General features: G+C 46.1%; 23 protein-coding genes and 1 riboswitch. Of the genes, 11 read left to right on the top strand and 12 right to left on the bottom strand.

The window, feature by feature from the left end:
- Nucleotides 1-126 precede the first annotated feature (126 nt).
- Nucleotides 127-2,697, top strand: a complete 2,571-nt coding sequence (locus F457_RS0102190) for a cation:proton antiporter (protein ID WP_018979494.1) — start codon at nt 127-129, stop codon at nt 2,695-2,697.
- 103 nt (nt 2,698-2,800) lie between these two features.
- On the opposite strand, the gene thiD is transcribed toward F457_RS0102190, so the two are convergent.
- The 8 genes from thiD to alr all read right to left on the bottom strand — a co-directional run bounded on the left by thiD (nt 2,801) and on the right by alr (nt 10,262).
- The gene (gene thiD, locus F457_RS0102195; RefSeq protein ID WP_018979495.1) at nt 2,801-3,592 is read right to left on the bottom strand and encodes a bifunctional hydroxymethylpyrimidine kinase/phosphomethylpyrimidine kinase; all 792 of its coding nucleotides are present in this window, start codon (nt 3,590-3,592) and stop codon (nt 2,801-2,803) included.
- The gene (locus F457_RS0102200; RefSeq protein WP_018979496.1) at nt 3,589-4,569 is read right to left on the bottom strand and encodes a HesA/MoeB/ThiF family protein; all 981 of its coding nucleotides are present in this window, start codon (nt 4,567-4,569) and stop codon (nt 3,589-3,591) included. The genes thiD and F457_RS0102200 overlap by 4 nt, the downstream gene beginning before the upstream one ends.
- Complete coding sequence (locus F457_RS0102205; RefSeq protein ID WP_026294096.1) at nt 4,563-5,183, bottom strand: thiamine phosphate synthase; 621 nt, start codon at nt 5,181-5,183, stop codon at nt 4,563-4,565. The genes F457_RS0102200 and F457_RS0102205 overlap by 7 nt, the downstream gene beginning before the upstream one ends.
- A complete protein-coding gene (locus tag F457_RS0102210; RefSeq protein ID WP_018979498.1) occupies nt 5,180-5,974 on the bottom strand; it encodes a thiazole synthase in 795 nt (264 codons plus the stop codon). Before F457_RS0102210 ends, F457_RS0102205 begins: the two co-directional genes overlap by 4 nt.
- Before the next feature lie 2 nt (nt 5,975-5,976).
- A complete protein-coding gene (gene thiS / locus F457_RS0102215; protein ID WP_018979499.1) occupies nt 5,977-6,174 on the bottom strand; it encodes a sulfur carrier protein ThiS in 198 nt (65 codons plus the stop codon).
- On the bottom strand, nt 6,171-7,169 hold the full coding sequence (gene thiO / locus F457_RS0102220) for a glycine oxidase ThiO (RefSeq protein ID WP_018979500.1): 999 nt from the start codon (nt 7,167-7,169) through the stop codon (nt 6,171-6,173). The genes thiS and thiO overlap by 4 nt, the downstream gene beginning before the upstream one ends.
- Nucleotides 7,153-8,919, bottom strand: a complete 1,767-nt coding sequence (gene thiC, locus F457_RS0102225) for a phosphomethylpyrimidine synthase ThiC (RefSeq protein ID WP_018979501.1) — start codon at nt 8,917-8,919, stop codon at nt 7,153-7,155. The genes thiO and thiC overlap by 17 nt, the downstream gene beginning before the upstream one ends.
- A gap of 70 nt (nt 8,920-8,989) precedes the next feature.
- A riboswitch (TPP riboswitch) is annotated at nt 8,990-9,099 on the bottom strand.
- A 62-nt stretch (nt 9,100-9,161) separates the two neighbouring features.
- On the bottom strand, nt 9,162-10,262 hold the full coding sequence (gene alr / locus F457_RS0102230; RefSeq protein ID WP_018979502.1) for an alanine racemase: 1,101 nt from the start codon (nt 10,260-10,262) through the stop codon (nt 9,162-9,164).
- A 411-nt stretch (nt 10,263-10,673) separates the two neighbouring features.
- On the opposite strand from alr, the gene F457_RS0102235 reads away from it, so the two are divergent.
- The 3 genes from F457_RS0102235 (at nt 10,674) to spt (ending at nt 13,914) form a co-directional block, all read left to right on the top strand.
- The gene (locus tag F457_RS0102235) at nt 10,674-12,383 is read left to right on the top strand and encodes a fatty acyl-AMP ligase (RefSeq protein WP_018979503.1); all 1,710 of its coding nucleotides are present in this window, start codon (nt 10,674-10,676) and stop codon (nt 12,381-12,383) included.
- Nucleotides 12,384-12,460: 77 nt separating this feature from the next.
- Nucleotides 12,461-12,715, top strand: a complete 255-nt coding sequence (locus F457_RS0102240; protein ID WP_018979504.1) for an acyl carrier protein — start codon at nt 12,461-12,463, stop codon at nt 12,713-12,715.
- On the top strand, nt 12,712-13,914 hold the full coding sequence (spt, locus tag F457_RS0102245; protein ID WP_018979505.1) for a serine palmitoyltransferase: 1,203 nt from the start codon (nt 12,712-12,714) through the stop codon (nt 13,912-13,914). The genes F457_RS0102240 and spt overlap by 4 nt, the downstream gene beginning before the upstream one ends.
- Before the next feature lie 71 nt (nt 13,915-13,985).
- Here the strand turns inward: spt and F457_RS0102250 are convergent, their stop codons facing one another.
- Together F457_RS0102250 and F457_RS0102255 are read right to left on the bottom strand one after the other, a co-directional pair.
- A complete protein-coding gene (locus tag F457_RS0102250) occupies nt 13,986-14,927 on the bottom strand; it encodes a hypothetical protein (protein ID WP_018979506.1) in 942 nt (313 codons plus the stop codon).
- Entirely contained in the window at nt 14,920-15,882 is a 963-nt protein-coding gene (locus F457_RS0102255) for a diacylglycerol/lipid kinase family protein (protein WP_018979507.1), read from the bottom strand. Before F457_RS0102255 ends, F457_RS0102250 begins: the two co-directional genes overlap by 8 nt.
- A gap of 171 nt (nt 15,883-16,053) precedes the next feature.
- Between F457_RS0102255 and F457_RS0102265 the strand changes: the two genes are divergently transcribed.
- Genes F457_RS0102265 through F457_RS0102285 form a run of 5 tightly spaced genes read left to right on the top strand, consistent with a single transcriptional unit; the run spans nt 16,054 to nt 20,795 of the window.
- Entirely contained in the window at nt 16,054-16,971 is a 918-nt protein-coding gene (locus F457_RS0102265; protein ID WP_018979509.1) for a metallophosphoesterase family protein, read from the top strand.
- Entirely contained in the window at nt 16,968-18,131 is a 1,164-nt protein-coding gene (locus F457_RS11970; RefSeq protein ID WP_018979510.1) for an LptF/LptG family permease, read from the top strand. Before F457_RS0102265 ends, F457_RS11970 begins: the two co-directional genes overlap by 4 nt.
- Nucleotides 18,128-19,228: an LptF/LptG family permease gene (locus F457_RS0102275; RefSeq protein ID WP_018979511.1), complete on the top strand. Its 1,101-nt coding sequence runs from the start codon at nt 18,128-18,130 to the stop codon at nt 19,226-19,228. Before F457_RS11970 ends, F457_RS0102275 begins: the two co-directional genes overlap by 4 nt.
- A complete protein-coding gene (locus tag F457_RS0102280; RefSeq protein WP_018979512.1) occupies nt 19,225-20,031 on the top strand; it encodes a sterol desaturase family protein in 807 nt (268 codons plus the stop codon). The genes F457_RS0102275 and F457_RS0102280 overlap by 4 nt, the downstream gene beginning before the upstream one ends.
- A complete protein-coding gene (locus F457_RS0102285) occupies nt 20,031-20,795 on the top strand; it encodes a nucleotidyltransferase family protein (RefSeq protein WP_018979513.1) in 765 nt (254 codons plus the stop codon). Before F457_RS0102280 ends, F457_RS0102285 begins: the two co-directional genes overlap by 1 nt.
- Before the next feature lie 28 nt (nt 20,796-20,823).
- Here F457_RS0102285 and F457_RS0102290 read toward each other — a convergent pair whose 3' ends face one another.
- Complete coding sequence (locus F457_RS0102290) at nt 20,824-21,714, bottom strand: glucosamine inositolphosphorylceramide transferase family protein (RefSeq protein ID WP_018979514.1); 891 nt, start codon at nt 21,712-21,714, stop codon at nt 20,824-20,826.
- Between the two features lie 115 nt (nt 21,715-21,829).
- Here F457_RS0102290 and F457_RS0102295 point away from each other — a divergent pair, with 115 nt between their 5' ends.
- Nucleotides 21,830-22,621 (top strand): inositol monophosphatase family protein, encoded by a 792-nt coding sequence (locus F457_RS0102295; RefSeq protein ID WP_018979515.1) that lies wholly within the window; start codon nt 21,830-21,832, stop codon nt 22,619-22,621.
- Between the two features lie 63 nt (nt 22,622-22,684).
- On the top strand, nt 22,685-23,401 hold the full coding sequence (locus F457_RS0102300; RefSeq protein WP_018979516.1) for a lipid-binding SYLF domain-containing protein: 717 nt from the start codon (nt 22,685-22,687) through the stop codon (nt 23,399-23,401).
- A 43-nt stretch (nt 23,402-23,444) separates the two neighbouring features.
- Here F457_RS0102300 and mltG read toward each other — a convergent pair whose 3' ends face one another.
- Entirely contained in the window at nt 23,445-24,458 is a 1,014-nt protein-coding gene (gene mltG / locus F457_RS0102305) for an endolytic transglycosylase MltG (protein WP_040920698.1), read from the bottom strand.
- Nucleotides 24,459-24,501: the final 43 nt, after the last annotated feature.

Below are 24,501 nucleotides of genomic sequence, written 5' to 3' on the forward strand. Positions count from 1 at the left end.
TTCGCTAAAAACATGAGATGATATCTTGAAACAGTAAGAGTTCATCGCCTTTTATGACTGCGTAATGAGGAAAGATCTGCTACAAGCAAGGCTGCAGGAAGATATAAAGCAAGGTGAGGGGACATAATGGAAATAGGGCTTGCAGCTATCCTTCTGACGTTAGTGTTCCTTCTTTTGTTGATCAGCATTGCTCAACCTCTTGCCCGGAAAATAAATTTCCCTGAAACTGTTCTGATTGCTATCATTGGTATTTTAGTAGGTGGAACTGCATCTTTTATTAGCAATTCATTAGGTGTTGATTTACTAGAAGGGCCGGCAGAATCACTAACGTCATTTCCTATTAGCAGTGAAGGTTTCCTGCTGATTTTCCTTCCTGTGCTGGTCTTTCACGGTGCTATGAGTATCAATGTGCGTAGTCTTACGCACGAGATTGCAACGGTGCTTTTGCTCGCCATTGTAGCTGTCGTCGTCTCAACTGCCACGATCGGCTTCGCTTTATATCCATTTGCGCAGCAAAGTCTCACTGTGTGCCTCTTATTAGGTGCTATCGTCGCAACGACAGATCCATCTGCCGTTGCTGGTATATTCCGCGATATCGGTGCTGCATCTCGCTTAAGCCGCCTTGTTGAAGGGGAAGCGCTTTTTAATGATGCAGCTGCTATCGCTATTTTTTCTATTCTTGTCGCAGCAACAACAGCCCATCATGCTGTTAGTGTGGGTGAGGCGGCCTTCAGCTTTTTCACAAGTTTTTCTGGCGCGGTTATCGTTGGGATTGCCGTTGCGCGGCTAATGCTCTTATTAATTTCAACGATCAGTGGTTTCCCCGCAGCAGAAGTAACCTTAACGCTCGTTCTACCTTACACTGTTTATATTATATGCGACGATATTCTAGGCTTTTCCGGGGTTGTGGCTACGGCTACTGCCGGTCTTACAATTTCTGCCTATGGACCTTCGACCTTTCGCCCACAGGTATGGCGTTTCCTTCATGAACTCTGGGAGCAACTTGTTTATTGGGCAGGTTCTCTAGTCTTTATTCTCGCGGCCATGCTCGTTCCACGTATGATGGTCGGTATGACACGCTGGGATTGTGTGCTCATTTTAATTGCTAGTGTAGCAGGGTTGTTAGCGCGTTCAGCCGTGATTTTTGGATTACTTCCAATTCTTAGCATCACGCGTTTATCTCCTCCTGTACCAACACGCTTTAAAACAACAATGGCTTGGGGGGGATTACGAGGAGCTATTACTTTAGCTTTGGCTCTTGCTATCAATGAAAATCAACATATTAATGAATCCATCACTCATTTCGTTGGTATTGTTGCGACAGGCTTTGTCCTTATTACGTTATTGGTTAACGGAACAACATTGCGTTCTTTGGTTCTTTTCTTGAAATTAGACCAGCTATCACCAGTTGATGAAGCCATTCGACATCAAATTATCGGTATCGGATTAGGACATGTTGCTAACCGCGTTGAGCAAGTCTCAAATGAACTTGGCTTCAGCAAAAGAACACGCTCGGGCGTTATTAGCCGGATTGAACGACGCGCTCAAAAGGAAAAAGAAGCCAATAACTTTGAAGCAGCCTTAGGAGACCGTGACCGCGTCACAATGGCTCTTATTACCATTGCCAACCAAGAACGCAGCCTTCTACTTGACCTATTCCGCGTTCAAGGCATGTCAAGTCGCCGAGTTATGGAAATATTATTACGTACAGCTGAAGCAATGGTTGATGGTGCACAGAGAGAAGGACGTTATGGCTACGTAAGAGCTCGTAAGAGACGGCTACAACCCAGCTACCGTTTCCAACTTGCGCAAATGATCCACCAGAAGTTTCGTATTGATCGTCCCATGATGTTTTGCATGATGGAACGCTTTGAAATGTTGATTATTACGCATCTTGTTTCAACGTCTCTAATGCGCTTTGTCCGTGACCGCATGGAACCTACTTTAGGCCCACGTATTACAGAAATTGTTTCTGAAGTTCTCGGACGTCAACGTAAGCTTCTTGACGATGCTCTTGAAGCATTAAGAATGCACTATGCAGGATATTCTGAAGCTTTAGAAAGCCGTATCTTACGGCAGATTTCTTTACGGATGGAAGATGAGGAATATGAAACACTCGTCCGAGAAAACCTTATTTCTCAGGAACTTCATAGAGAGCTTCATCGTATCATTGAGCGTCATCGCCTGCGTTTAGAAACCCCGTTACGTTTTAACCTACGAAGTGGAATTGAGCAGCGTTTAAGAGCTTTCCCAGCTTTTAATGGTGTGCCTGATGCCGCATTGCATGAGCTAGCTTCTAAGGTTTCTATGTGTTTTTTGTCACCTGGTGAGATTCTTTTCAAAAAAAGAAGCAAAATTAGATTCATTTATGCGCAAGTAGCTGGATTAGTTGAACTACAACGAGAAGAAAACGATGTGCAGCTGGGGGCAGGGGACTTAGTAGGAGCTGTTAGCCTACTAAAAGGTCACCGAATGCGCGCAACGGTTCGATCCTTACAGTTTTCACATATGCTAGCTATTCCTAAGGATGAATTTGAGCATTTGATTGAAATTTATCCAATCATCAAACGGCAAGTTATCAAGCGTAATCAGCAGCGCCGAAATGGTCTCATTCTTCCGAATGTTGCCGTTACATCAAACGGTAGAAACGTTTTGCCAGCACATAATGCAGAGCTTAATATTTCGTCCTTATCATAGCGATAAGGGCGAATTCTATAAAATGAAGCTTCTAAAGCAGGATGTAGCTCCCCACAAGATTATCACATAATGATTATTATGCCAACTAACATGGGAAGGCAAATCAGCCATAATGATTCAACGGCCCATGCTCTGGAACAAGCTTTAAAGCATCCGCTGTTTTTAATGTCTTTATAAGATAATTCCGTGCTCGTGAAACGGCTTGTGGCACAGGATGATCAATCATGAAAAAAGCTAATGCTGACGATAAAGTGCAACCGGTGCCTCGTCCATGTAAAGTTTTAACACGGTCATGAGAATAAAAATGGCATTGTTCGCCTGGCCCTACCAGCACATCTGTGCAAATTTCTTGATCACTTAAATGCCCACCTTTAAGCAAAACCCATGGAACACCTAACTTGTGCAGCATGATTGCCTGCTCTTTCATTTCTGCCACCGTTCTCGCCTCTGCTCGTTTAAGAAGAATAGCACTTTCCCTCAAGTTTGGCGTTATAAGCGTGACAGTCTTTATAAGTTTTTCCAGTATATCTTGAGAAAGATTTTCTTTATGTAGCCTACCCCCAGAGCTAGCTTTCAATACAGGGTCATACACGATTGGAATTTTCGAGAAAGAAGGCAGTAAGACTGTAAGTTTTTCTGCAATAGAATTACTACCGATCATTCCTATTTTAATTGAACGTACTGGCATTTCCTGAAATGCCATATCTATCTGCTGAGATACGACATGGGCCGCCATAGTAACCGTTTCACCTACATGACGGCTGTTTTGCGCAACGACGGCGGTTACACAACTTAATGCATATCCACCAAGTGCTGAAAGTGTTTTGATATCTGCTGCGATCCCTGCGCCACTTGTCGGATCTGTTCCTGCAATCGTAAGCACTGCATATGTCATAACGCCTGCTTCCCCAATGCGAGAACTGCTATGTCTCTCTTCCCTCTTTCATAGAATTGTTCTGCTGCCCTAGCCGCACGTATTCCTGTCTGACAACACAACACGATACGACCGTTATACGAAAGATCGCGTTCCTCAACGGTAAACTGATCCAACGGTATAGAACGAATATTATTCCTTGATAAAGTAGGTTTTTCACCGGGAATTCTCACATCAATCACCAGATCATCATCATCGATGTCCTGCCAAGAAAGGAAAGGCCACTTTTTACGAGGCTCTTTTGCTGAGTGAAAAGAAAACTGACTCATTCGCATCTCCTGAGCATCCCAACGATAGAATGTCCCCACCAAAGAGGATTCCTTATTCAGTAAGAGCGAAAGACATAATTGAGCTTGGATAGTACCAATAAGCGCGACAACAGGCCCTAAAACCCCACCAACTCGACAGTCAGGAGCAGTACGAGATAAATCTGGAAAAACGGCTCTATAACTAGGAGAATTACCGCAAAAAACACCAGCATACCCCCCTAACCCCACTGCTGATCCACTAATCAATATGTTTTTCTTACTCTGGCAGATATCACTAAGCATATAAGTTGTCGCAAAGTTATCTGCAGCATCAATTACAATGACATCTTCTGAGATAATTTTTTCAGCACTATGTGACGTCATATAAAAATTATGAGGAGTAATATGGATCGTCGGATTCAGTGAAGAAAGACGTTTACACATGCAATGTGCTTTACTCTTTCCGATATCATCTGTGGTATAAAAAGTTTGTCTATGAAGATTACTTTCCTCTACACTATCTCCATCAACGATGTGAATATGCCCTACTCCAGAGCCTGCAAGACACGGTAAAAGAGCACATCCAAGCCCTCCAGCCCCAACCACAACGACTTCCGCCTCTGAAAAGGCACGTTGCCCTGCAGCTCCAACCTCTGCGAGAGACATTTGGGTCATATAACGTGTTAGCATGAGCAACTGTCCCTCAGCGCTTCTTGCCAAGCTTTAACCCTTTGCTCAATTGAAGCGGTATGACGGAAAACATCACTGACAACCGCGACCGCCTCTGCACCGGCTTTTAAGCATGACAAACTACGCTCAGTTGTCACTCCTCCAATTGCAACCAAAGGAATAGGAGCAATCAGAGAGGCCCACTCACGCACTCTTTTAAGCCCCTGCGGCTGCCACGGCATAACTTTTAGCGTTGTTTCCCATACAGGCCCCAAGGCGATATAATGCGGATCAACTTTTTGTGCTGAAGAAAGCTCATGATGATCATGAGTACTCACTCCTAGCTTAACACCCTGCCTGTGAATGGCTTTATAATCTGCTGATAGAAGGTCTTCTTGTCCTAAATGAATGTAAGGCGCACCTTCATCTAGAGCAATTTCCCAATGGTCATTAACGACCAAACAAGCTTGATAGACACGAGAAACCTCAAGAGCTTTCCTCACTTCGTGTCTAACAAAATTTTTGTCCTCTGTTTTGGCACGTAATTGGATAAAACATGCTCCCGCTTTTACAGCTTGTGCAACTTCATCTGCAGAGCTTGCAATAGGATAGAAACTATCTGGTAGATGCGTCATCCCAAGCATGCCTTTCCGATAATTGGGCTCGAAGCCATGCCTCCTTTATAGGGTTCCATGCAGTCGGCTTGATAAGCTAAATGCCCTGATTCAATGGCTTTAGAAAAAGCCAAAGCCATTTGGATCGGGTTTCCAGAACGAGCAACGGCCGTATTGAGGAGGACAGCATCAAACCCCATTTCCATAGCTTCTGCAGCCTGTGAAGGACGCCCAATCCCGGCATCAACAATCAGTGGAATATTGGGAAAACTGGCACGCATAGCTTCCAATGCTGCGACATCACTTAGCCCTTGCCCACTCCCTATAGGAGACGCCCACGGCATTAAGACTTGGCACCCAACCTGCAACAGACGCTCAGCTACGCCTAGATCCGTTGTTGTATATGGGAAGACAGAAAAGCCATCCTCCGTCAAAATGCGCGCAGCTTCAACTAAACCAAAAACATCGGGGTGCAAGCTATGTTCATCCCCAATAACTTCCAGCTTAATCCATGAGGTTCCCATCAGTTCACGTGCCATATGGGCTGTGGTGACAGCCTCCTGAACGGAAAAACAGCCCGCTGTATTAGGGAGAACCTTCACCCCTATTTTCTGAATAAGTGACCAAAAACTCTGCCCGGGTCGTTCACTGTTGTTAGAAAAGCTAAGCCTTTCCCTGCGTAGTGACACGGTAACAATATCACAATCCGAGATTTTTACCGCTTTTTCGAGAGAAGCTGGTGAAGGATAGCGCGCCGTTCCTAAAAGAAAACGGGATTGCACAGTTTCTTGATAAAGAGAAAGCTGAGACATACTCATCCTCCTTGAAGTGGCGCCAAGATTTCAATCGCATCTCCAGAACGGAGCGTCGCCGCATCACGTTCATCAGCTGCAACAAAATGTCCGTTTAATGCCGTTGCAACAACAGCATCACCTAGGCCAAGTTCCTTTAAAAGTTCCGTTAAGGTAGGTGAAAGAGGACGAGTTTCACCATTAACATGTAGAATTGTCATGCTGCCTCTCCGCATAATTCCTGAAGATACGCAGCCACCTTTTGGGCACACCATGGCGATAGAAGAAAACCGTGGCGATACAAACCATTGGCGTAGATAACGCGTCCATCACGTTCAATGTCAGGTAAGTTATCGGGAAAAGCCGGACGCACACCAGCACTTGCTTCTATGATATCCGCTTCACCTAATGCGGGATGCAGTCGTTGCACGGCTTCAAGCATCTCATAGGCAGAACGAACAGTCACAGGCCCATCGTAGTCACTTTCTATACTCGTCGCGCCAACCATCAAGATTCTATGGTCGCGCGGAACCACATAAATCGGCTGACGCGGGTGAAGCAGCCGAATGGGACGAGAAAAATGTACGTCCTGTGAATGAATCCGTAGCATTTCCCCTCTTACACCCCTCAATCTTGACAGATCATGGCGTGCACTTAGGCCTCGGCAATCAATGATAAATGCTTCCGATAAATTATCAGCTGAAACAGAGCGTCCCATTGATAAGACCCCACCCCTTTGCACAAAAGAGTGCGCAAGAGCGGGTAATGCCTCGCGTGGATCCACATGCATTTCTTTGGGATAGAACAGCCCTTCATGGAAGCGACTCCCTAACACGGGCTCCAGTTCCATAATCCCTTGAGCATCCAGATCTACATGTTCAGCCGTTCGGCGGGAAAAACGAAGCACTTCACTTCGGTCTCGGGCCGCTGAAAGCACGAGGCTTCCATTTTTTTTGACACCCGCATAGTGCTGCTCCCACCATGTCAGGGCCTGCTGCCCACGCTCAATAACCTCAGTCTCTGCTCCGTCACGCTCACACCATGGCGCAATCATTCCTCCAGCGTACCATGAGCACGTCTGAGGCCCTAACTCAGGCGTTTTCTCATATAAATGCACAGCATAGCCGTCATCTTGAAGCGTCAATGCCGTGACGAGACCAACAACTCCACCACCGATAATGGCAATGTCTGTTTGTTCGTCAGATGGTTTCAACATAAAGCCCCCCACCTTGCTGACGAAATTCTTCTGATTTTTGCTCTAAGCCCTCCAGACGCTGCGTTTCTTCACGAATATCGTGAGAAATCTTCATTGAGCAGAATTTAGGGCCACACATCGAACAGAAGTGAGCCGTTTTATGGGCTTCCTTAGGCATGGTTTCATCATGGAAAGCACGTGCTGTATCGGGATCGAGTGACAGATTAAACTGATCTTCCCAACGGAAAGAGAACCGAGCACGCGACAATGCATCATCACGGTAATGAGCTGAAGGATGTCCCTTCGCAAGGTCGGCTGCATGAGCAGCAATTTTGTAGGTAATGACACCTGTTTTTACGTCATCACGATCAGGCAAACCTAAATGCTCTTTTGGTGTAACATAACACAACATCGCTGTGCCAAACCAACCGATCATCGCAGCACCGATACCAGAGGTAATATGATCATAGCCCGGTGCAATATCGGTCGTGAGCGGGCCTAATGTATAAAAAGGTGCCTCACCACATAGCGCTTCTTGCTTGGTCACATTCTCACGAATCAAATTCATAGGCACATGCCCTGGCCCTTCAATCATGACCTGACAGCCCGCGGCCCATGCTTTGTGTGTAAGCTCCCCCAATGTTTCTAATTCTGCAAATTGTGCTGCATCGTTCGCGTCGGCAATGCTTCCTGGACGCAACCCATCACCGAGTGACAAAGCGACATCATAACGCTGGCAAATTGCGCAAATATCCTCAAAATGTTCATAGAGAAAATTCTCTCTATGCCCATCAAGACACCATCTCGCTAAAATAGAGCCGCCTCGGCTAACAATTCCTGTAACGCGTTGAGATGTCAGAGGAATATGCTTCAAACGAAGCCCCGCATGAATTGTAAAATAATCCACGCCCTGCTCAGCTTGCTCAATTAAGGTATCACGAAAAATTTCCCAATTCAGCGCTAAAGGATCATTGCCAACTTTTTCAAGTACTTCGTAAATGGGAACTGTCCCTACGGGCACCGGTGAATTTCTCAACATCCATGATCGAATATTTTGGATGTGCTTTCCCGTTGAAAGATCCATAATAGTATCCGCCCCCCAACGGGTCGCCCATACCATCTTTTCAACTTCCTCGGCAGCACCAGCTGTAACCGCTGAGTTGCCGATATTCGCATTAACTTTTACAAGAAAGTTTCGACCGATGACCATCGGTTCCAGCTCAGGATGATTAATATTAGCCGGAAGAATAGCACGCCCTGCTGCGATCTCTTCTCTTACAAATTCGGGTGTTATGATACGCGGCAATGCGGGGCCAACCCGCTCTCCACGGAGTGGAAGATCGTCATCTTCTTGCTGTGTATGCCCTAAATTTTCACGCCAAGCCGCGTAAGCCATTTCTTCAGTAACAATACCCGCCTGAGCATACTGAAGCTGCGTTACATGCTTCCCCTTCTTACCCTGTCGAATATGGTAAGATGCAGGGCAATAAGCAACACTACTATGCTGATGAGGATAAGCCGCGGGAATACTCTGGAAATCACGTTTCTTTAGCCATTCTTCCCTAATAGAAGGGAGACCATTTTCTAAAGAAATATGGGCATTATGATCTGTATAAGCGCCAGAGGTATCATAAAGCAAAACGGCCTCTTCATCAGAGGTACTAAGTGCAACCTTGCGAAAAGGTACCTGGATATCCGCATAGCTAGGAATAGAACGATACGTTTTTTGGGAACCACATATTGAGCCAGTGGTAACGGTAAAATCCTTCATTGATCTTCTCCACAGACAGAGCGCGGGAAAAGATCCGGGAATGACGATTGTTTAGGATATGAGCATAGACTGCATTCATGCTTTCCTGTCCCTTCGCCGGCATGACCCGGATCAGGTTCAAAGGGTCCAGCTCTCGCTATCTCAGCCCTCTTTTAAAAAAGGGCACCCCTCGGAACAGCTCTTACGCTATGCTCCCTTACTCTAGGCGTCAAGAGACAACGCCGGATTTATCTTTCTCATTTTCATTCATTATCGCAATAAATGCGACTAAAGCGGCTCCCCAAAGAGGTTAAAATTTCGTATCCAATCGTCCCAGAGGCTCGCGCTAGCGCGTCAACATCCTGATGGGGGCCAATAACTGACAGTGACATATCGTCCGTAAGAGCAGCTTCTGGGATAGTACTAATATCAACAGACAAACTATCCATTGAAACGCGCCCAACAACAGGCAAACGTTTATCACGCCACCATAAAGCAGCTTTATTCCCAGCGGAACGTAAAAAACCATCAGCATAACCGATTCCTACGGTAGCAATACGAGCTGCATGTTTCGCTTCCCATGTTAGGCCATAACCTACGCTAGCCCCTTTGGTTAAATGGCGTATTTGTAGAATACGAGCATCCAATTCAACAACGGGCTTCAGAGAATGCGGCGTTTCTTCATTCGGAGCTATCCCATAAAGTGCAGCCCCGGGACGCACTAAATCAAAATGATACTTTGACCCCAAAAAAATACCTGACGACGCAGCGAGAGAACGAGGCACGCCTGGAAAGCGCTGCGCCATGCGGATGAAATTCTGCCGCTGCCATTCATTAGAAGCATCATTGGGGTGATCCGCACAGGCCAGATGGCTCATCACGAGTACAGGCTGACAAGAGCTCAGCGCCTCTCTGTCCAAATCTTCTTCTGACAAACCAAAGCGCGACATGCCGCTATCAAATTGCAAAGCGACCGGATGACGGCATCCATGAACTTTGCAAAAATTTTGCCACTGTTTCACCTGCGCATAGCTGTTCAAAACGGGAACCAAATTATAACGCACTATATCGTCGATCTGATTAGGCAAAAAGCCATGCAGTATGAAGATTCTCTGTGATGGGAGAAGAGAACGGAGCCTTTTCCCCTCTTCTGGATGAGCAACAAAAAAAGTCTTCACATGGTCTCGTAGTGCACGTGCGACTTCTTCCATTCCGAGGCCATACGCATCAGCCTTTAGAACAGCAGCGCATTCTGTCGTCGTTCCGACAAAATTCCTATGCAAAGAAAACCAATTATGTCGTATAGCCGCTAAATTGATTTTTAAAAATGCGCTTGTCTGTTGATTAATTTGTTTCACATCCAACCTTTGAACAGAACTCTTCCTGTTGCCCCTCTCTTAATGAGGTAATGAAGATCATCCTGCTTCATCTACTGCTACGGGGAGACATATCCAATATGTTCTAGAATTCCCTAAAATATGGCAAGAGAGAGCGGCTATATTCTCACCCCTTGTTAGGTGGTTTTCTTACCATACCCCAGAAAATTCCTCCTTCAATCTCAAAACTCTCACTCATAAGCTTGAGGAGAAGGGGTATTCTGTATTACAGACAGTCAGCAATTCAAGCAGCTCCTTCTAAGAGCTGATTTTGCGCTGCCTATCCGGGTAGCAACATGTTGTCATTTTTCGCATAAGGCCCCTGAAAGTGTCGGTGGTCCGAATGGAGCTAGTCAAGGTTTGACCGAGGCCAACCTAAATACCCAAAGCCCCCTGTCTATGACGCCAAGCCGCTCAGGCTTAACACGTCGCTATGGGGATTTTCCAAGCTTTCCAGCCGCGCTTGACTACGCAGCGCAGGGGGATTCTGGATTCAATATCTATTCGGGCCGCGGAACCCTCGTAGAGGCACTTCCGTACCGTCAGCTACGTGAGCAGGCGTTGGTTATTGCTCGCCGCTTGTTAGGGCTTGGCTTAAAACAAGGGGATCGTGTCGCTCTCGTCGCTGAAAGTGATGGTGATTTTGCCCGCATTTTCTTCGGCTGCCAGTACGCAGGCCTTGTTCCCGCCCCTCTACCACTCCCTGTCGCTTTTGGTGGGCGTGAATCCTACATAGACACACTTCGTGGCATGATTAACAGTGCGAGTGCTCGTGCGGTTATCGTTCCCAAAGTGATCGGCGGTTGGACTGAGGCCATCGTCGAAGGATTAGATATTGTTTTTGGCGGCTCTCCTGCTGAACTGATGGAACATCCCGCTAAGGAATGCTCACTCCCCCAAATAAATCCCGATGATCTGTCATACCTGCAGTTTTCTTCAGGAAGTACCCGCTTTCCTATGGGAGTAGCGGTTACCCAAAAATCAGGTATGGCGAATGCACATGCCATCGCGGCTTACGGATTATGTGTTCATCCATCCGAAGACCCTCGTGATGACCGTTGCGTTTCTTGGCTTCCACTTTATCACGATATGGGGCTAGTTGGTTTCTTCCTAACCCCTATGACCTGTCAGCTTTCGGTTGATCTTCTTCCAACGCGCGAGTTTGCACGGCGCCCTCATATCTGGCTTGAGCTTATTTCACGCAATCGCGGTACATTATCTTATGGTCCGTCCTTTGGCTTTGAGCTATGTGCTCGCCGCGGTGCTCGTGATGAAATGGATCTCTCCTGCTGGCGTGTAGCAGGCATTGGTGGGGACATGATTCGCCCTCACATCTTAAAACAATTTTCTGATATCTTTGCTTGCCGGGGGTTCGATCAACGTGCCTTCGTTGCAAGCTATGGCATGGCTGAAACAACATTGGCCGTCAGTTTTGCTCCTTTAAATCAAGGTCTTAAAGCGGATACGATTGACCTTCGTTATTTAGAAGGGCAAAATTACGCGCGGCCTGCTGATGAACAAACAAAAGCGAAACGTGCTTTTGTGCTATGCGGCAAACCATTACCTTTACATGAAATCGAAGTAAGATCGCCAGATGGATCTGTCCTTTCGGAACGAGAAGTCGGGACGATTTTCGTTCGTGGGCCTAGCCTCATGGTCGGTTATTTTAATCAACCTGAAGCTACAGCTCAGACGCTTTCTCAAGATGGGTGGTTAAATACGGGAGATATCGGGTATTTCCTTGATGGACAAATTGTTGTCACAGGACGTGCCAAAGACCTCATTATCATCAATGCGCGTAATATTTGGCCACAAGATTTAGAGTGGGCTGCAGAGAGTGAAATTCCTTCTTTACGCTCACGTGATGTGGCCGTTTTCTCTGTAGATGATACCGATGGTGAAAAGGTTGTTGCGCTTGTTCAGTGCCGCATAACAGATACATCACTTAGGGAAGAGCTAAAGAACGGACTGACCTCTCTCTTCCGGCGATTACACGGTATTGATGTGGATGTTGTCCTTGTTGCTCCCCGTACCCTCCCTCAAACCTCATCCGGGAAATTGAGTAGAGCGAAGGCCAAAAACATGTTCTTGGCCGGAGAGTTTAAGTAGGTATATAATGGGGCAATGCATTTGGGAGAGTACACCCCCGCTCTCCCTTTTTAGACGCTTACAGAGGTTCAAAGCTCATGACTGACAGCATCCCTAACATCGCCGATATGATTATTGAGAAGCTGCTCGCTAACCCTAAGGTTCCACGTAACATTAACGCGGATAGCCGCATTGTCGAAGACCTTGCTTTCGATAGCTTAGCTGTCATGAACTTTGTGATGGAAATTGAAGATACGCTTGATGTTTCTGTCCCTCTTGATAAGCTGGCGGACATAAGGACGATCAATGATTTAGCATCGTGCTTACACGATATTAAGGCAGAACAAGCATGACATCTGGATTGTTTGATAAGTACGCATCTCTTAAAAAGTCATACGAATCTCTCGTTGAGGCCTCTCCGCGTAATCCTTTTGGTGTGGTTATTGAGCGGCCTCTATCGGCTACGGTTGGTATCATTGAAGGGCGTGAAACGCTTCTTTTTGGAACCAACAATTATCTTGGCTTAAGCCAGTCTCGTCATGCGCGTGATGCAGCTATTGAAACAGCGACATCGATGGGCGTTGGGACGACAGGTTCACGTATTGCAAATGGTACCTTCTCCCTTCACAAGAAGCTGGAGAAACGCCTCTCTGAAGTTTTCCATCGCAAACACACGATGGTCTTTTCAACAGGCTACCAAGCGAATCTGGGAACAATCTCAGCCTTGGTCAACAAGGACGATATCTTATTCCTCGATGCGGATAGCCATGCAAGCATCTACGATGGAGCAAAACTATCAGGCGCTCAGGTCATCCGCTTCCGCCATAATGACCCTGCTGACCTAGATAAACGACTAGCTCGTACAAAAAATTCTCCAGGAGCGCGCCTTGTTATTGTTGAGGGTATTTATTCCATGACTGGGAATATTGCCCCCCTCAAGGAGTTTGTCGACGTTAAAAATCGTCATAATGCGTCCTTAATGGTCGATGAGGCGCATTCCTTTGGTGTGTTAGGAGAACACGGACGAGGTGTTGCTGAGCTGCAGAATTGCGAAGATGGCGTTGACTTTGTCGTTGGCACGTTTTCTAAATCTTTGGGAACAGTCGGTGGCTATTGTGTTACAGACCATGATGAGATCGACCTCATGCGTCTATGCTCACGCCCCTACATGTTCACAGCTTCTCTGCCTCCCGAAATTATTGCAGCAACTCTCGCGGCATTAGAGGATATTCAAAACAAGCCAGAATTGCGTACTGCTCTTCAAAGAAACTCTACTCAGTTGCATGCAGGGTTGAAAGAGCTAGGCCTCACGACAAGCGATTTCGTCTCCCCCGTCATCGCAGTGACACTTGAGACTATTCCGCAAGCTATAACTTTTTGGAATGCGCTTCTAGAAGAGGGTGTTTACGTTAATCTTTCACTACCTCCCGCAACGCCAGATAATCGCCCTCTTTTACGTTGTTCTGTTATGGCTGCTCACTCTCCTGAAGAGATCGCGAAAGCCGTAACTGTTTTCGGAAAAGTTGCGCGCACTCTCGGTGTTATCTCTTAATAGACATGGCTTTCCTAAGGGAAGTAAGCATTCAACTTACTTCCCTTATTACCTTCAAAGAGGATACTTTTTTACTTTTGGAAGGCAGACCTGATATGCCTAAAACGCCATAGAAGAAGCGGCAAGCTGAGAATAGGATGATTCATCTCAAAAGAAGAGAGAGTAATATTTTCTCCCGTGTGGCGTTGAATCTTCCATACTAAATATTTGATCCCATCACTGAATGTAAAAGCTGCTTTTAGAAGACGTGCTATATTCAAAATATGTCCCGTTTTTTGAATACTCTCCCATTTTTTACATGCTTTTAAACGTGCAGCTGGTGTTAAATGAGGTTGCAATGTATCATTGATGATATCTGCGCTCAAAGACGCATGCTGCCATGCTGCCAGTAAGAGGGTTTTATAGCGCTTCTCTCTTCCCGCTAATAAATTTCGGCTTCGCCCTTTTTTCTCGACCCTTAGCTCTGCCTTGTAGGTATGCGCAAAGAGGCTGTGCCAGTAACCTTCAGCTGTTCCTGAATAAGGACCTAACAAAGCAGCCCAACAAGACGCTGTAATAATGCAACGCCTAAGACCCTCTAAAATACCATCAGCGGCTTTACTATCTCTGACCCAAACCAACCTTACTGGCTGGCAAAAACGTGCCCATATTGTGCTATCTCTGCTTTCTAATGTACTGCGTGCTAGGAACTGAGAAAGAGATAAAACTGCAACCTTTGCTCGTAGCGTCTTACCTGCAACAGTAGTGTGCTCAACATAATACACATTAGGGGGCAGAATCTTATTAGCCAATCGCCCTATGCTAGAATGACTCAGATTAGCAGTCCGATCCGTTATGACGTAAAAATCTAAAATCCCCTCATAGTCTGTTTCTCTTAAAACAGATCCATAAAAGAGTATCCCTAATGGAGGAGATACAAATAAACGCGCAATATGATCGGCTAGCTCACCCACCGCAGAATCAGTTGTTTCTGTCAGCTCGCTAATTAAAATTTTCTCCAAAGAATCAGACATGTAAAAACCTAAAGCTGGGGCCTTTTTCTAAAAAAATGCGCCTGTCATCTTTAGCTGGGAAAACCTCTCCATCCAAAACAAAATCACTATCGGTTTCAAGGGTGATTCGAATCGCCCGATCGCTCTTATAATCCTCATGCTGTCGCAGCCAATTTGGCACTCTTCCTCTGAGAATACTCCCAAGAACTTTAGGAAGATTCTTAGGAAAAGCAGCGACATCTAAGAAGTGAAAACCTTCATCGTGCCCTTTATCGCTCCAAAAAGGCCATATCCCACGGGATAACTGTTCCAACGCAGTGGCGATAAAAAGAAAGCTATTTCCATCACGATTCCCCCCTTTACATGGAGGGGAAACCTCACGCTTCAGATAGTTCCCCTCCATCCAGGAATTTCGGCTACGCGCAAAAAATAGACTAATAACGCTCGTCAAAAAGGTATAAATGACAGCTAAATCATGAGGAGCAAAGCGAATGACCGTTGGTTCATGAGCAATCCGAATAGCACGTGCGTACCCCGTACAGCCACCAAACATGCCTAATACACTAGGTTGACTGCCGTCATGCCACGAAAGACGGATAGGCGACCGTTCACTAGATTTAAGCGCTTTACCCGCCATGACATATTCAACAGCAGCAGGTCCACGCAACCCAAAACCAACATCAGATGCAATCAGGTTGGTGTTCCCTGCTGGTAAGATAGCGATTGCTGGTAGGTTATCTTCTGGATAAATGGCTGCAATCGCCGTTAAGCAGGCACTAACGGTTCCATCCCCTCCGTTGATCATGATCAAATCAACATTGTTTCTTTTCAATTCATGAATATGTTCGGGCAAATGCTCATCATGCTGAGAGCATACACAAAACTTTCCGAGCTTTCCCCGTGCAAAGGTAACAAACTTACCCCCATCTTGCTGATTTCTACGACTGTTTGGATTATGAATAAGAGCTGGTCGCACGATTTTAGTCGGTCTTTATGGCTATAAATGTGGAAGCCAGAGGTGCAAAATGCTCAACTGGCTGTTCTGGTGCTAGCCGAGGTCTTATATCACGGCTATGTTAACGGAACCAGTAAGGAAGGGGTCTTCCTTATTGAAAATAATATCCTCGCCTCTTGATGTCGGAACCACATGCCTTCCACAGCTCACTTTTTTCCTCCTGCCCCTTTGCAGGCCGCTCAAACGATCAGCTTGGCGCATATATCAGATCCACATCTTCCTCTTCCTTCAATCCCATGGTCATCTTTTTTTCTCAACAAGCGCCTTCTCAGTGCGCTTTTATGGCGTATAAAGAGACGCCACTGCCTCCGTTCCGATATTAATGAAAAGCTCTTAAAAAGCATCCGGAGTGTTACGACACTTTCTAACATTCTTGTGAGTGGTGACATTACGAACTTTGGAACTTACGAAGAATATTGTTCATCACGAAGTTGGCTTGAAAGCTTGCCTGCTCCCCCCATCGTCGTTCCTGGGAATCATGACATTATGGTGCCCATTGCGCATGAAAAAAGCCTAGCCCTATGGAAAGAATGGTCTGGGGAAAACTATCCTTTTGTGCGCTTCATTGGTCATGTTGCTGTTATTGGCCTCAATTCGGCTCTTCCTACACCACCCTTCACTGCTTATGGATACCTTTCCAAGTCACAACTTCTTAAGCTAGACTCACTGCTTGAAACACTTGGAAAGCAAGGTTATTGCCGGGTTATCATGATTCATCACCCGCCTAAAAAAGGGCTTTTAAGAAAACAAAAATCTCTGCTTAATATGAACAAGCTTTCGCGTGTCTTACAGCGAAGAGGAGCAGAGCTTGTCGTGCACGGGCACTCTCACAATGCTACTGTGACAACTGTTGAGAATACAGATATTCCTCTCGTTGGGGTCGGTGCTGCGTCAATGTCTAGCCATTGCGACGATCGAAAAGCCAGCTGGAATCACTTCATTTTCACACCTCAAACAAACGAGCATCATATTCAACTGATGCGCTATAATTACGAGGGGGAAATCATGACACAAAAACACTGGGTAGCACCTATCGGGAGGCTATTATGAAAAATAGCTTGCCGACACTTGATCGCTATCTTTTGCGTCAACTAATCCCCCCCTTTAGCATAGCACTCACTACGATGTTGATAGCCCTTCTCCTAGAAAGGCTACTCATCCTTTTTAATCACTTAGCAAACTCAGGTAGCTCTATTGCTACTTTTGTAACGCTGCTAACAGACTTGCTTCCTCATTATATGGGACTCGCTGTCCCTGCTGCGCTTTGTATCGCGGTGTTTCTGACAATTCATCGCATGAGTGAGCATAATGAGATTGATGCTTTATGCGCTGGTCATATTTCACTTTTGCGGATCACCGTTCCCTATATGAAGGTCGGTCTCATTCTTGGCGTATTAAGCGTTTTTCTCTATGGCTATATACAGCCAGTTGCCCGTTATGATTATCGTGCAGGGTTTTATTTCGCCCGCCATACAGGTTGGGCTCCTCACTTACAGTCAGGCATGTTTGCGAGCACATCGGGCCATACGATGATCACAGCAGATCGCGTCGATCATGGCGGCTCACGTTTGCTTCGTGTTTTTATTCGTGATGTTAAAAAGGATGGAACTGTCCAAATCATCACCGCCCCTAAAGGCTTGCTCACCATTGCAGAGCAAACAGAAGCAACCCAGCTTGATCTGTGGAATGGTCACATTATGTCCTCCAAGCACCCAGATACCCTTGGAAATGACGTTACTGTCACGCATTTTGATCATATTACACGCCTGATTGAACGTGCTCATAAGAAGACAAGCTTTCGCTCACGTGGTGATGACGAAAGAGAACTAACTATTTTAGAACTCGCTCATGCCCTACGTCATGGCGCTCCCGGAATCCCGTATAAAGCCTTACGTTCTGAGCTAGATTTCCGGCTTGCCCGAGCTATTGCTATTCCCTTTATCCCCCTTCTATCAGTTGCACTAGCTGTTGGCCGAAAAAGGAAGAAATCCGCTTTTAGACAAATTGCTCTTGCCGTTATTTTGGTGGGTTTTGATGAGACACTTCTTTTTGGACATAGTCTTGCTGCTGAGGGTGCCTCTCCTGTTTGGCTCTCGATTTGGGTTCCTGAAATAATTTTTTGTACAGCTTGTATTCTAGTTCTGCTTTCACGATCGTACCCTGCGTGGTACCGTCCTTCAAAGCGTGCTCACACGGATAAGCATCCATGATCTCTTTTTCACGGCATTCAACATTACTTCGTGTTTTTTTAAAGCCGCTTACAGCTCGCATTCTGCTTTGTTGCGTCGTTCTATCCGCACTGCTTGAGGTGCTGGCTCTTCTGGAAGAAGCATCTACGATATTGGCGCGTCATTTAGGCGTATACGGCCTTGTAAAATATAGCCTTCTCCATCTCCCAACATTAGCCGCAGAGATCATGCCTCTGTCCGTCATGGTTGGCTCTCTATTTACGCTTTTACAAATGACTCTTTCCAGTGAAATCGCAGCAATGAGAGCGTCCGGTTTATCGACATTTAATATGTTTAAATATCTGCTGCCGGCACCAATTTGTATCGGCATTCTCACAATGATTGCTCAATTTTGGGTCATTCCTCCTTGCGAGCAGGCACTTAATATTTGGTGGAACGAAACAGCGACTCTTTCCAACGATCAAGATGCTCTCAGAGGTATATGGTTCCGCAATGGGAGAGATATTGCTCATATTGAGCAAGTTAGTGCAGGCGGTTATCATCTAAAGGGAGTAACAATTTACAAGCGACAGCCTGATACTGGACTATTACAGAAGACCAAACATTTCTCTACTCTCACTGCGAGCCCTTCAGGCTGGATCTCCAGCAACGACTCCTTAGAAACAACGATTGACCAGAATCAGGACAAGGGCGAGACCTCTCCACTGCCTCAAACATTTCCCCTAACCGTGACCCCACGACAGATTATTAACATGACTGTAGAAGGAACATTCTATACTCCCTCTCAAATATGGGACGCCCTAAGCGGCCATATTCCTTCTAGTTTGCCTGCATCTAATTATTTGATGGCCTTATTGTCAGGGTTTTTCCTTCCTCTGCAAATGGCCGTTATGCTTCTCATCACTCTTCCCATCACCTATATCCCTCCTCGAGCTGGTTTAAGAAATCCTCTGCCGGTATATGTTATGGCGTCAGGATTAGGTATTGTCATTTTGCAAGGAATGATCTCTGCCCTAGGGAGTGCTGGTTCTGTACCGGCTTTGCTTGCTGTCAGCTCTGGGCATATCATAGCAGCCTTACTAAGCTTAGCTTGGGTGCTGCGAATGGAGGAAAAATGAGTACGCTGGGAAAATTCTTTAAAGAAGCCCCACTGATGAGAAAAGGGCGAAGTCACGACCTTGGCAAGATGAATCTTGCCCAGTTATGGTCTGCTTACCTGACCTATCCGATAATTATGTTATATTTTCTTCTCATTATCGGAACGGCTGTTCTTTCAGTTTATCTCTCACACAACATCTGGCTTAGCCTAATTCCTATCCCTGTTGTCATCGCTGTTTATCCAACAGCTTGGTACATGATTCATCGCTATATTCTTCATGGTCGCTGGTTTTATCGTAATCCTATTACGGCCTCTATGTGGAAACGTATCCACTTTGACCATCATCAAGACCCTCATCTGTTAGAAGTATTGTTTGGCTCCCCCCTCAATACCGTACCGACAATGATGGTTATTACCATGCCTATTGGTGCAATTATTAGCGGATGGAGCGGTGCTTTCTCAGCACTTTCTACAGCTTTGGTGATGACATGCATTTATGAATTTTTTCATTGCATTCAACATCTAGCGTATAAGCCTCGCTGGAATTGGGTTGTTTATATTAAACAGCTTCACGTGCTGCATCATTTCCACGATGAAGACGGGAATTATGGAATCACGAACTACCTTCCAGACCGTTTGCTTGGAACCTTCTATCGTGAAGCAAAAGAAAGACCACGTAGCCCCTACGTCTTCAACCTTGGATATACAGTTGAAGAAGCCGAGCGCTATCCATGGGTTATGAAGAAAACGGGAGCCCCTCCTCGTGATCGGCCTGATCCTGCACGCGCTCCGAGGCGTGAAGAACTGAACCGGCGCGCATAATGCTTCCTGTCTTGATATTAGCAGGGTCACGTGATGGTGAACGTGACCCTTTAGCTCAATTAGGCAAGGTCTCCCATAAGGCACTTCTCCCAATTGCTGGTATTCCTATGATTGAGCGGGTTGTGCGTGTTCTTGAGAGCACCCCCGACCTGGGGCCAATTTGGGTAAGTATTGAAAAACCTTCCTGTTTAGAATTCTTGGGAAAACGTATTCGTATCCTAAAAGCAACCTCTACCCCAAGTGAGAGTGTTGCTAAGGCGTTAGAAGAAATCGGTACACCATGCCTTATTACGACGGCTGATCACGCCCTGTTGTCTTCTCAATGGATCCAAGAATTTCTTGAAAAAAGTCGTGCTTCTCAAGCTGACCTCACGGCAGGAGTAGCATCTGACCAAGCTATTCAACGTGATGTCCCCAATACGAAACGCACTTACATCAAACTATCTGATTTGACATTTTCAGGGTGCAATCTTTTCTACTTCCATGATGCTCGTGCACGCTCTGTCGTCGCATTATGGAAAAACTTGCAACGCAATAGAAAACATCCTCTAAAAATGGCGTGGACATTAGGCATTCCAACGCTCGTGCGCTTTATCCTTCGACGATTAGATACCAGTGGAATCGAGCAACGCATTGCCTATTTGACGAATGCTTCTGTTAAAATTATTACCTTACAAGATGGTAAAGCGTCCATTGACGTCGATAAAGTTTCTGACTTTCACCTCGTAAGCGACCTCCTCAATGAAGAGAAGAATCAGTCATAGAGTATGCCTCTATGACTGTCTAAGATTCCTATCGTTTAGACACGAGATCCCGAATGAGAGGAATTTTATGAGCTATACCGTAATTGATCTTTTTGAAGTCAACTAATGTGACCGATCCCGCCGCTGACAATGTATGCATGCCATCAGAATGCGAGCCTGCTAATGTTTTAGGTAGCGGAAAATGACCTCTAGTTTCTATGCGGGGTTTCCCATAGCCTAGCCCAGAAATACGCAATGTTTGCATTCCTCCACCGTAAGATAAACTGCAATCTTGCACAGGTAGGATAACGTCATCATTGACAACACACGCTGTACCCCCAGGACGTGCCCCTTCTCGATCAACAAGAACGCAGCCCATGTCGCACCAAGAGCCTGTTAATTCTTCAGCAAGGGCGATGTGCAATGCACTTTGACGATAAGATTTAGGCGTTGGAGGTGTCCAAAACAGCCACCAGCGATTCCTATAAAACAACGGAGTCGCATCAATTGCACCAATTGGGAAATCAAAAGCCGTAACCCGTTCCCATTGATAAGGAAATTTCACGGCACGGTAGAGAGAAAGGCGGCCAGATTTATACCCTTCGGGCAAAAGATAAAACTCATCACCATGTCGAATGATTTGTGGGTAAGAAAGATGCCAAGGTTCTTGTAAAACAGTTTCATGCTCTATGAGAGAGAAGGCTTCATCATAGACCAAAACGTCAATTTTACCTTTCCCTGAATGATAATCATATGACTCTACAAAAACATACAGACGACCATCATGCCAAATACCAAATGGATCTGCGAAAAAATGCCTTTTCCCATGATCTGGAAGCCATGTGATGCCATATCCTTCAAGAGTATTTCGCTTGATAACCTCTTCAAAAGGAGCATGCACAATCGCACAACGCCAATGATCCATTTCAAAAAGTGACATGACCTCTCCTATATAATTTGATGACATTATGCTGTAACCATCCCTCTATTCTATATTACTATCATAAAAGATGATTTTATGTTAGCGAGGAACAATAACCTTGATGAAAAACACCATGACAAATACGGAGATTGACCTCCGCTTCCAAGCCGCTTCCAATATTGTCGCCGATGCGGCCGACCTCGCTCTCTCTATGCAGCCCGCCCCAGGGAAACCTCAAGCTTCCCTTAAAGGACGGCAGGACTACGTCACCGAGGCAGATCAAGCTGTAGAAAAATTTGTTACAGAACGCCTACAGGCTCTATTCCCACATGATAGCGTGCTTGGGGAAGAGAAAGGCGGTGACATTGGTGCTCAATACCAATGGGTCATTGACCCTATTGATGGAACCTCAAACTTTGCGCGCGGGCGCAGCCGTTGGTGTATTTCGCTCGGTCTCATGAAAGAAAATACGCCAGTCGCTGGTATTATTAATGCTCCTGCCCTACGGGAAATTTTTACAGCACAGCTTGGTCAGGGTGCTTTCCTCAATAACCGACCTATCAACGCTTCAAAAACTGAAACCATGAGCGAAGCCATGATTGAGATTGGTTGGTCTCCCTATGTTCCCGAAGGCTGGTTTCAAGAGCGTATGTCCTCGATGCTCTCTTTAGGCGCCATGCCTCGTTCCCTCGGGTCTGGAGCGTTAGCTCTCTCTGATGTCGCATGTGGTCGTTCTGATGGGTATTTGGAGCATACTATTTTCTTATGGGACGTTGCTGCTGCTTTGGTTCTTTTAAAAGAAGCAGGTGCTGATGTTTCCCCGTTCATCGCGATGGGTGGTGCTGCACAGCCTACAACCATTCTTGCAAGTGCTCCTGGTATCTCACCTATTTTATCACAATCTTTTAATGTAAAAATGACGTGACGCTTTCCTCAGAACATTTTACGAACGTTTTATACGGTCTTAGCCTGATGAAAGAACCTTCTTATGCCCTCTTTTTCGCGCTTTCCCAATAAAGCGCTATGCGCTCTAGGTGGCATCACACTACTAGGTGCCTGCTCGTCAACAAGTTTAGCAACGACAGCCTCTAAGCAGCAGCCTCTCGTTGAGCAGGCAGCGTCGTCTGTGAAGAGTTTTTTCAATAATGAAAACCAAGCACAACGCGCCGCAAAACTTCTAAAGAAGTCGCACGCTGTTATGGTGTGCCCTTCTATATCGAATATATCCCTTATTTTTGGTGGTTCCGGCGGGCGATGCACGCTTTTAAGTCGTGATGCACGCGGGTCATGGTCAGACCCAGCATTTTATACCATCAGCTCAGGCACATTTGGGCTTCAGCTTGGGTATCAACACTCTCAGCTCATGCTCTTTATCACCTCCAAACGTGGCGTTCAGGCACTTTTGGATCATCAGTTCACTTTTGATGCCAACGCCAGTGCCTCTTTTACCAGTTTTGGGGGGAGTGCTCAGAGCAGTCATGTAAGCGGCGGGAAACATGATATTTATGCCCTACAGCAAGTAAATGGTGTCTTTGCCGGAGGCGCGCTTGGGGGCAGCAAATTATCAGCAGATAGCGCTGCAAACCGAGCCTATTACCAGCAATATGTTGGGCCAGAAGATATTGTTGTGAATATGCGCGTCAACAATCCTTCTGCAGACGTTTTACGTCGTGCTTTAATGGAAGCTGAAAAGAAAGCGCGCTAAACCAAATAGGCCGCTTCCTAAAAGAAGTGGCCTTTATACACCGTCATGGCTTACGTCGTTGTTTACGATAATCGCGCACATGCTGTGTGTGCTCTGCCAACGTCTGTGAGAAAGAATGTCCTCCTCGCCCCGTAGCCATAAAATATAAGGCATCGCCAGATGCAGGATGAGCAACAGCTTCCATTGATTGATGGCTCGGAGAGCAAATAGGGCCAGGCGGCAACCCCGTATTTTCATACGTATTATACGGGCTGTTATACTCCAGATCAGCATGAGACAGAGGCCGTCCCAAACTCCCCTTTCCCTCACTTACAGCGTAAATAACAGTGGGGTCTGTTTGCAAGCGCATATTTTTCTTGAGACGATTCAAAAAAACACGTGCTACCTGTGGCCGCTCTGCCGGAAGAGCTGTTTCTCGTTCTACCAACGAAGCCAGAACCAGTAATTGTTCAGGCGTCTCTACAACACCTTGTAGAGCATCACGATCGCGATGTTCCCAAACCTGAATTTCGTAACGATGCATTAACTCTTGCATCTTTGCCAAAAGACTGCGTCGTTCTGTTCCCCAACGATAAAAAAACGTTTGAGGGTAAACCGAACCCTCCGTAATCTCGGGAAGCTCACCCTGCAAAGCGGCAGCTTTTTGAAGAATGTCGTAGATACGAAGAGCCGTGATGCCCTCAGGAATGGTCACACTATGTGTAACAGGACGACCATGCCGCAAAATATCAAGAATATGAGAAATCGAAACACGTGCCGGAAAATCAAATTCCGCAGCGTGGAGCCCACCATGTCTCGATGTCACTAAAGCAGCGGTACGAAAAAAAACGAGTGAAGACCAACCCGGTGACAAAAGATGCTGCTCTTGTAAGGTTTGAGCGACCTTATGCATCCCCCCTTGAGGAATCACTACCATTCGCTCTTCGGAAAGAGGGCCAGGGTCTGTGTAATGCGCATAACCTGCAATGATACAAGCCACACAGACACACACTCCAAAGAAGAAAGCACGCCCAGCCGTAACATAATCACGCCAACATTTTTGAGAGTCTTCCCCCAAAGAAGATTCCTCTGATCTTTCTTTTGATTTCTTAAAAAGGGAG

Origin of the sequence: Saccharibacter floricola DSM 15669 (assembly GCF_000378165.1) — a bacterium.
Taxonomy (GTDB): Bacteria; Pseudomonadota; Alphaproteobacteria; order Acetobacterales; family Acetobacteraceae; genus Saccharibacter; species Saccharibacter floricola.

What these genes read in the sequence shown, in the direction of transcription:
- F457_RS0102190 (WP_018979494.1), top strand. Translation starts at nt 127, where the DNA reads ATGGAAATAGGGCTTGCAGCTATCCTTCTGACGTTAGTGTTCCTTCTT.
- thiD (WP_018979495.1), bottom strand. Translation starts at nt 3,592, where the DNA reads ATGACATATGCAGTGCTTACGATTGCAGGAACAGATCCGACAAGTGGC.
- F457_RS0102200 (WP_018979496.1), bottom strand. Translation starts at nt 4,569, where the DNA reads ATGCTAACACGTTATATGACCCAAATGTCTCTCGCAGAGGTTGGAGCT.
- F457_RS0102205 (WP_026294096.1), bottom strand. Translation starts at nt 5,183, where the DNA reads ATGACGCATCTACCAGATAGTTTCTATCCTATTGCAAGCTCTGCAGAT.
- F457_RS0102210 (WP_018979498.1), bottom strand. Translation starts at nt 5,974, where the DNA reads ATGTCTCAGCTTTCTCTTTATCAAGAAACTGTGCAATCCCGTTTTCTT.
- thiS (WP_018979499.1), bottom strand. Translation starts at nt 6,174, where the DNA reads ATGACAATTCTACATGTTAATGGTGAAACTCGTCCTCTTTCACCTACC.
- thiO (WP_018979500.1), bottom strand. Translation starts at nt 7,169, where the DNA reads ATGTTGAAACCATCTGACGAACAAACAGACATTGCCATTATCGGTGGT.
- thiC (WP_018979501.1), bottom strand. Translation starts at nt 8,919, where the DNA reads ATGAAGGATTTTACCGTTACCACTGGCTCAATATGTGGTTCCCAAAAA.
- F457_RS0102235 (WP_018979503.1), top strand. Translation starts at nt 10,674, where the DNA reads ATGACGCCAAGCCGCTCAGGCTTAACACGTCGCTATGGGGATTTTCCA.
- F457_RS0102240 (WP_018979504.1), top strand. Translation starts at nt 12,461, where the DNA reads ATGACTGACAGCATCCCTAACATCGCCGATATGATTATTGAGAAGCTG.
- spt (WP_018979505.1), top strand. Translation starts at nt 12,712, where the DNA reads ATGACATCTGGATTGTTTGATAAGTACGCATCTCTTAAAAAGTCATAC.
- F457_RS0102250 (WP_018979506.1), bottom strand. Translation starts at nt 14,927, where the DNA reads ATGTCTGATTCTTTGGAGAAAATTTTAATTAGCGAGCTGACAGAAACA.
- F457_RS0102265 (WP_018979509.1), top strand. Translation starts at nt 16,054, where the DNA reads ATGCCTTCCACAGCTCACTTTTTTCCTCCTGCCCCTTTGCAGGCCGCT.
- F457_RS11970 (WP_018979510.1), top strand. Translation starts at nt 16,968, where the DNA reads ATGAAAAATAGCTTGCCGACACTTGATCGCTATCTTTTGCGTCAACTA.
- F457_RS0102275 (WP_018979511.1), top strand. Translation starts at nt 18,128, where the DNA reads ATGATCTCTTTTTCACGGCATTCAACATTACTTCGTGTTTTTTTAAAG.
- F457_RS0102280 (WP_018979512.1), top strand. Translation starts at nt 19,225, where the DNA reads ATGAGTACGCTGGGAAAATTCTTTAAAGAAGCCCCACTGATGAGAAAA.
- F457_RS0102285 (WP_018979513.1), top strand. Translation starts at nt 20,031, where the DNA reads ATGCTTCCTGTCTTGATATTAGCAGGGTCACGTGATGGTGAACGTGAC.
- F457_RS0102290 (WP_018979514.1), bottom strand. Translation starts at nt 21,714, where the DNA reads ATGTCACTTTTTGAAATGGATCATTGGCGTTGTGCGATTGTGCATGCT.
- F457_RS0102295 (WP_018979515.1), top strand. Translation starts at nt 21,830, where the DNA reads ATGACAAATACGGAGATTGACCTCCGCTTCCAAGCCGCTTCCAATATT.
- F457_RS0102300 (WP_018979516.1), top strand. Translation starts at nt 22,685, where the DNA reads ATGCCCTCTTTTTCGCGCTTTCCCAATAAAGCGCTATGCGCTCTAGGT.